General features: G+C 65.6%; 5 protein-coding genes. 4 read left to right on the forward strand and 1 reads right to left on the reverse strand.

Features of this window, described 5'->3' with window-relative positions:
• Positions 1-34: 34 nt before the first annotated feature.
• The 4 genes from AC27VE_RS29185 to AC27VE_RS29200 all read left to right on the forward strand — a co-directional run bounded on the left by AC27VE_RS29185 (position 35) and on the right by AC27VE_RS29200 (position 5390).
• Positions 35-1549: an ABC transporter substrate-binding protein gene (locus AC27VE_RS29185; RefSeq protein WP_488705706.1), complete on the forward strand. Its 1515-nt coding sequence runs from the start codon at positions 35-37 to the stop codon at positions 1547-1549.
• A 138-nt stretch (positions 1550-1687) separates the two neighbouring features.
• On the forward strand, positions 1688-2632 hold the full coding sequence (locus AC27VE_RS29190; protein WP_006227377.1) for an ABC transporter permease: 945 nt from the start codon (positions 1688-1690) through the stop codon (positions 2630-2632).
• Entirely contained in the window at positions 2629-3507 is an 879-nt protein-coding gene (nikC, locus tag AC27VE_RS29195) for a nickel transporter permease (RefSeq protein ID WP_006227378.1), read from the forward strand. The genes AC27VE_RS29190 and nikC overlap by 4 nt, the downstream gene beginning before the upstream one ends.
• A gap of 14 nt (positions 3508-3521) precedes the next feature.
• The gene (locus tag AC27VE_RS29200) at positions 3522-5390 is read left to right on the forward strand and encodes a dipeptide ABC transporter ATP-binding protein (RefSeq protein WP_488705708.1); all 1869 of its coding nucleotides are present in this window, start codon (positions 3522-3524) and stop codon (positions 5388-5390) included.
• Between the two features lie 583 nt (positions 5391-5973).
• Here the strand turns inward: AC27VE_RS29200 and AC27VE_RS29205 are convergent.
• Positions 5974-6630 (reverse strand): LysE family translocator, encoded by a 657-nt coding sequence (locus tag AC27VE_RS29205; protein ID WP_488705707.1) that lies wholly within the window; start codon positions 6628-6630, stop codon positions 5974-5976.
• Between the last annotated feature and the right edge of the window lie 304 nt (positions 6631-6934).

Raw genomic sequence — 6934 nt, forward strand, 5'->3', positions numbered from 1 at the left:
CGTTAAGCTCGCAAGCAACAAGGGGAAAAACACAATGAAACGCTTGACCATGACCTTCGGCGCCAGCTTGCTGGCGCTGGCTGCGGGGGCGGCGTGCGCCCAGAATATCCGGATCGGCCTGCAGGAAGACCCGGACGTCCTGGACCCGCACCGCGCCCGCACCTACGTCGGCCGCATCGTGTTCACGTCGCTGTGCGACAAGCTGGTGGACATCGATCCCAAGCTGCATTTCGTGCCGCAACTGGCCACGTCGTGGTCGTTCAGCCCCGACAACAAGGTGCTGACCTTCAAGCTGCGCGAAGACGCGCTGTTCCATGACGGCACGAAGTTCGACGCGCCGGCGGCCAAGGCCAACCTGGAACGCGCCATGACCCTCCCGGACAGCCTGCGCAAGGGTGAACTGGCTTCGGTCGAGAAAGTGGACGCGCCGGACGCGTCCACGCTGGTCCTGACCTTGAAGAAGCCGGATGCCACCTTGCTGGCCCAGCTGTCCGACCGCGCCGGCATGATGCTGTCGCCCAAGACCTTCGCCGACGCCGACGTGGCGTCGGTGGGCCGCAAGCCCGTGTGCTCGGGCCCGTACAAGTTCGTCGAACGCATCCAGAACGACCGCATCGTGCTGGAGAAATTCGACCAGTACTACGACGCCAAGGACTACGCCTTCAAGCGCGTGACCTTCCTGCCCATCCCCGACACCACGGTTCGCCTGTCGAACCTGCGTGCAGGCGACCTGGACATGCTGGAGCGCCTGAATCCGTCGGATGCGCCGCAGGTCAAGAACGACGCCAGCCTGACGTTTGCGCCGGTGGCGGGCCTGGGTTTCCAGCAGTTCATGTTCAACGTGGGCAACGGCAAGCGGGCCGAAGACAATCCGTTCAAGAACAAGCTGGTGCGTCAGGCGTTCCAGTACGCGCTGGACCGCAACGCCATCAACGACGTGGCAGGCGGCGGCATTTTCGAACCCGCCCAGCAGCCGTTCCCGCCGGCCAGCCCCTATCACAGCGACAAGTTCCCGGTTACCAAGCGCGACGCGGCCAAGGCCAAGGCATTGCTCAAGCAAGCCGGGTTCGACCGCGTGAAGGCCGAACTGGTGTTCGGCAACAACACGACGACCTCGTCCATTGCCGAGATCGTCCAGGCGATGGCGTCCGAAGCGGGCTTCGACCTGTCCTTGCGCCCGACCGAATACGCGGCCTTGCAGAAGGAATCGTCGGCGGGCAACTTCCAGATCGTGATGCTGGGCTGGTCCGGCCGGGTCGATCCCGACGGCAACGTGCACGCGTTCGTGACCTGCAAGGGCGCACTGAACGATGGCCATTACTGCAACCCGGAAGTGGACAAGCTGCTGAACGAGGCCCGCACGGTGCCCGACGAAGCGAAGCGCAAGGAAATCTACGACCAGGCGCAGACCATCATCCAGGACGAGCTGCCGGGCGTGTACAACTACTACCAGCCGTGGCCGTTCGCCATGGGCAAGAAGGTCAAGGGCTTTACGCCGTATCCTGACGGCATGATCCGCCTCAAGGGTGTGACGTTCGCGCAGAAGTGACGACGAGGCGCGGCGTCCTCCCGGGGGCGCCGCGCACGTTGGAGGCGGCGACGCGTCCAACGGTTCTTTGCGGCGGCCGCGCGCCAGGTGATGTTGGCCTGACGCCGTCCGCCGTTCCTGTTCTACGGTTTTTCCCACATGCTTAAACTCATCTTGCGCCGCGTGGTCGTCGCGATACCGACACTGATACTGGTGTCGATGATCGTCTTCATGCTGCAAAAAATCCTGCCCGGCGATCCGGTGCTGACACTGGCCGGCGAAGAGCGCGACCCGGCCGTCCTGGACTACCTGCGCGACAAATACCGCCTGAACGATCCCTTGCCCGTGCAATACGCGGCCTGGGCCGGCCAGGTGCTGCAAGGCGATCTGGGCAAGTCCCTGCGCACCGACGTGCCCGTCACGACGCTGATCGCGCAAAAGCTGCCCGTCACCCTGCAACTGGCTGCGATGGCGATGTTCTTCGCGCTGCTGATCGGCATCCCGATGGGGATCATCGCAGCGGTGCGCAAAGGCAAGCCCATCGAAATGGGGGCCAACATTGCGGCGCTATCCGGCATGTCGATCCCCAACTTCTGGCTGGGGATCATCCTGATTATGGTGGTGTCGGTGCAGTGGAAGCTGCTGCCGGCCTCGGGCTACGTGTCGCCAGCGGAAGATTTCTGGCTGTCGATCAAGACGATGCTGATGCCCTCGCTGGTGCTGTCCACGGCGATCGCGGCCTACCTGATGCGGCACACGCGTTCTTCCATGCTGGAGGCGCTGTCCGCCGACTACGTGCGCACCGCGCGCGCCAAGGGCGTGTCGCCGCGCCGCGTGGTGCTGCGCCACGCCTTGCGCAATGCGCTGATGCCGATCGTCACGCTGGTGACCTTGCTGTTCGGCGAATTGCTGGCCGGCGCCGTGCTGACCGAGCAGGTCTTCACGATTCCCGGTTTCGGCAAGCTGGTGGTGGACGCGGTGTTCACGCGCGACTACGCGGTGGTGCAGGGCGTGGTGCTCTGCGTGGCGGTGGGCTTCATCCTGATGAACCTGCTGGCCGACATTCTGTACATCCTGGTCAACCCCCGCCTGAGGCACTCATGAGCGCACTTCCTGCAACGGCCGCAGCCGTCACGCCGCCCCGCAGCCGCAACCGCGCCTGGGGCAAATTCAAACGCAACCACATCGCGATGCTGGGTCTGGGCATCGTGGCGTTCTTCGTCCTGCTGGCCGTCCTGGCGCCGTTCATCGCCAACCACGATCCCCTGCAGACCAGTTTCACCACCATCCGCAAGGCGCCGTCGGCGTCCTATTGGCTGGGCACGGACGAACTGGGCCGCGACATTTTCAGCCGCATGGTCTATGGCGCCCGCGCCTCCCTGATGGCGGGCCTGGTGTCCGTGCTGATCGCGCTGGTCGTGGGCGTGCCGTTCGGGCTGGCGGCCGGTTACTTCGGCGGCTGGACCGATAGTTTCATCTCGCGTGCCACCGAGGCGCTGCTAGCCATTCCGTTCCTGATCCTGGCCATCGCGCTGGCCGCCTTCCTGGGGCCGAGCCTGACCAACGCGATGATCGCCATCGGCGTGTCGGCGGCGCCCAAGTTCGTGCGCTTGACGCGCGGGCAGGTGCTGGCGGTGAAAAACGAAGACTATGTGCAAAGCGCCCGCGCGCTGGGCGCATCCGACTTGCGCATCATCGGCCGGCACGTGTTCCCCAACGTGATGCCGCCGCTGATCGTGCAGGCCACGATCACCATCGCCACGGCCATCATCGCCGAGGCCAGCCTGTCCTTCCTGGGCCTGGGGCTGCAGCCGCCGACGCCGTCGTGGGGCTCGATGCTGAACACGGCCAAGAACTTCATGACCCAGGCGCCCTGGATGTCGATCTTCCCCGGATCGGCCATTTTCCTGGTGGTGCTGGGCTTCAATCTGCTGGGCGACGGGCTGCGCGACGCGCTCGATCCGCGTCAGGAAAAGTAATCACTATGGCAACCATGGATCCCAAACGCGTCGTGCAGGTCAATGACCTGACCGTGCGCTTCAAGACCCCCGAGCGTACGGTCGAAGCCGTGCGCAACGTGTCGTTCCACGTCGATCGCGGCGAAACCCTGGCCATCGTGGGCGAGTCCGGTTCGGGCAAGTCCGTGACTTCGCTGGCGCTGATGCGCCTGGTGGAGTACGGCGGCGGCAAGATCGTCAACGGCGACATGTTCCTGCGCCGCCGCAATGGCGAGGTGCTGGACCTGGCCCACGCGCCCGATTCCACGCTGCAACGCGTGCGCGGCGCCGACGTGGCGATGATCTTCCAGGAACCGATGACGTCGCTGAACCCCAGCTTCACGGCCGGCAACCAGATTGCCGAAGCCCTGCAGCTGCACCAGGGGCTGGACGCGGCGGGCGCGCGCGCCGAAACGCTGCGCATGCTGGAACGCGTGCGCATCCCCGAGGCCCGCGCCATCCTGGACCGCTACCCGCACCAGTTGTCGGGCGGCATGCGCCAGCGCGTGATGATCGCGATGGCCTTGTCGTGCAAGCCCCAGCTGCTGATCGCCGATGAGCCGACGACCGCGCTGGACGTCACCATCCAGGCCCAGATCCTGCAACTGATCCGCCAGTTGCAGGAAGAGATGGACATGGGCGTGATCTTCATCACGCACGATATGGGCGTAGTGGCCGAAGTGGCCGACCGCGTGCTGGTGATGTATCGCGGTGACAAGGTGGAAGAGGGCGGTTCGGACGAGATCTTCGCGCGTCCGCAACACGTCTATACGCGCGCCTTGCTGTCGGCCGTGCCGCGCCTGGGCGCCATGCACGGCACCGACGAGCCCGCGCCGTTCCCGCTTTTGAAAGTGGAGGAAGCCGCCCACGTCGCCGATCCGGCCGCGCTGGTGGACGCGCCCGTGGCGGCGCCGAGCACCGTTCGCCGCGAAAACGGGCCGGTGCTGAAGGTGCGTGACCTGACGACCAGTTTCGATATCACCGGTGGCATCCTGGGCCGTGTGCAGAAGCGTGTGCATGCGGTCGAAAAAGTCAGCTTTGACCTGTACCCCGGCGAGACCCTGTCGCTGGTGGGCGAGTCCGGTTGCGGCAAGACCACGACGGGCCGGTCGCTGTTGCAACTGGTCAAGAGCAAGAGCGGCACGATCGAGTTCGACGGCAAGAACATCGGGGCGCTGCGCGGCAGCGCGATGCAGACCTTGCGTCAACACATCCAGTTCATCTTCCAGGACCCGTTCGCGTCGCTGGACCCGCGGATGACGGTGGGCTATTCCATCATGGAGCCGCTGTTGATCCACGGCGTGGCCCGCGGCAAGGCCGCGCAGGACCGCGTGCGCTGGCTGATGGACAAGTGCGGCCTGCTGCCTGAAATGATCGACCGCTATCCGCACGAGTTCTCGGGCGGCCAGCGTCAGCGTATCTGCATTGCGCGGGCATTGGCGCTGAATCCCAAGGTCGTGATCGCGGACGAGTCGGTGTCGGCGCTGGACGTGTCGATCCAGGCGCAGATCGTGAACCTGCTGCTGGATCTGCAACGTGAGCTGGGCGTGTCGTTCCTGTTCATCTCGCACGATATGGCGGTGGTGGAGCGCGTGAGCCACCGGGTGGCGGTGATGTACCTGGGGCAGATCGTCGAGATCGGACCGCGCCGCGCCATCTTCGAGAATCCGCAGCATCCCTATACGAAGAAGCTGATGGCGGCAGTGCCGATCGCGGATCCGCAGCGGCGGCATCGCGAGCGTTCATTGCTGGTGGACGAGATTCCCAGCCCGATGCGTAAGCTGGGGGATGATCCGTTAGTCGAGCCTTTGGTGGCCGTGGGTGACGGGCATTTTGTGGCTCGGCATGCTATTGGGGTGTATTGAGGTGGGGGTGCTGGGTGCTTAGGGTGCATTCGGCGTTTGACCGGTTGCGTTCTTGATGCACATTGGCGTTTGACCGGTTGCGTTCTTGAGGCGCAGTCGGCGCCGGGGTGGGGGCGGGCGCGGGTCAACGATTGCGGTCCGGAGCCTTCGCTCCGGACGGCCCCGTCGTCATCTTCGTCACCGCCGTTGGCGGTTCCTTCAGATTCCCTCGGGCGCATCGACTCCCCGCGCCCACCTCCACCCCGACGCCGACTGCTCCACCGATTGCCTCTGCCGGCCATCGGGGAGGGCGGGGTGCTTGGCGTTTTTTCCCCGGGCCAGGAGGGGTGAAGGAGTTTGCGGGGCCGCCAAAGACGGCCGCGCGGGCGGCCTTTTTTGGCGTTCAAGCGTCTTGCGGCGGGACAATGACGCTTCGCGCTCGCCGAGACCGTGTGGCGCATCCCGTAGGATGGGTGGAGCGCGGCAAGCCCTGCCTAATTCAGAGGCGCCCAACGCGCGTAACCCATCGGGGTTCGCCCGCACCGATCGTGGTTCACAAAGACCGCCTTACGCGATCCCCCCACCGTACCTACCATCTCCCGCTTCAGCGCTTCTCCAGCGCCAGCTTCAATCCAAACGCAATGAACACGGCACCGGTCATACGGTCCAAACCGCGCATCACGGCGGGGCGGGACAGCCATCTTGCCAGTGGGCGGGTGGCGGCGACGAGAAGGGCGAACCAGAGCACGCCCAGGAGCGCATGGATGGCCGCCAGCAATAGGCTGAAGGTCAGCACATCGCTGCCTGCGGGGATGAACTGAGGCAGGAACGTGATGTAGAAGATGCCCACCTTCGGGTTCAGGGCATTGGTCAGACACCCACGCAGAAACCAGCCTGTGGCGCTGGTGGCAGCGGGCGCGCCGCGGGGGGCCAGATCAGATGCCGTCGCTTGCGGGCCCGGGCTGCGGCCGGGCAGGGTGCGCCACAGTAGTTTGGCGCCCAGGTAGAACAAATAGACGGCCGCACAGATCCGCAGTGTGTCGTAGGCCAGCGAGGATACGGCCAGCAACGAGCCCAGGCCGAAAGCCGCGATGGCGCCCCAAAGCAGGCATCCCGCACAAATACCCAGCCCCGCCATCAGCGCCCGCCGTCCGCCTTCGACGGCAGCGGTGCGCAAGACAAGCGCCGTATCCAGACCCGGGGTGATTGTGAGGATGGCGGCGGCCAACGTGAAGGCGAGCAGAGCGGCGGTGGCGGTCATGGTCGGAAGACGAGGGCGCAGATGAAAAGGGGATGTCCATGTGGGCAAAGCCCACAATAAGTGTAACGCCGCCACCCGTCATTTAGCCCCGACGCCGGCTGGGCGGCGCGCGCGCAAAGTCCGCATGCGCAAGCCGCCCCGTGCCGCGCGCCGCCCATCTCTACCACTCCCCCGATGGAGGCGCCCCGAGCAATCCCGCCCCGCATGCGCGAAGCGGCCCCCACCCGACGACGCACAGCGCGTATGCCGATTGTGGCCGCCCGCGCGGCCGCAATCGGCGGGCCCCGCAAGCCTCGACACCGAC

The organism is Achromobacter sp. 18P8.1.1, from assembly GCF_057799415.1.

Excerpts from the sequence above, each read along its gene's own strand:
- AC27VE_RS29185 (WP_488705706.1), top strand. The coding sequence starts at position 35 with ATGAAACGCTTGACCATGACCTTCGGCGCCAGCTTGCTGGCGCTGGCT.
- AC27VE_RS29205 (WP_488705707.1), bottom strand. The coding sequence starts at position 6,630 with ATGACCGCCACCGCCGCTCTGCTCGCCTTCACGTTGGCCGCCGCCATC.
- AC27VE_RS29190 (WP_006227377.1), top strand. The coding sequence starts at position 1,688 with ATGCTTAAACTCATCTTGCGCCGCGTGGTCGTCGCGATACCGACACTG.
- nikC (WP_006227378.1), top strand. The coding sequence starts at position 2,629 with ATGAGCGCACTTCCTGCAACGGCCGCAGCCGTCACGCCGCCCCGCAGC.
- AC27VE_RS29200 (WP_488705708.1), top strand. The coding sequence starts at position 3,522 with ATGGATCCCAAACGCGTCGTGCAGGTCAATGACCTGACCGTGCGCTTC.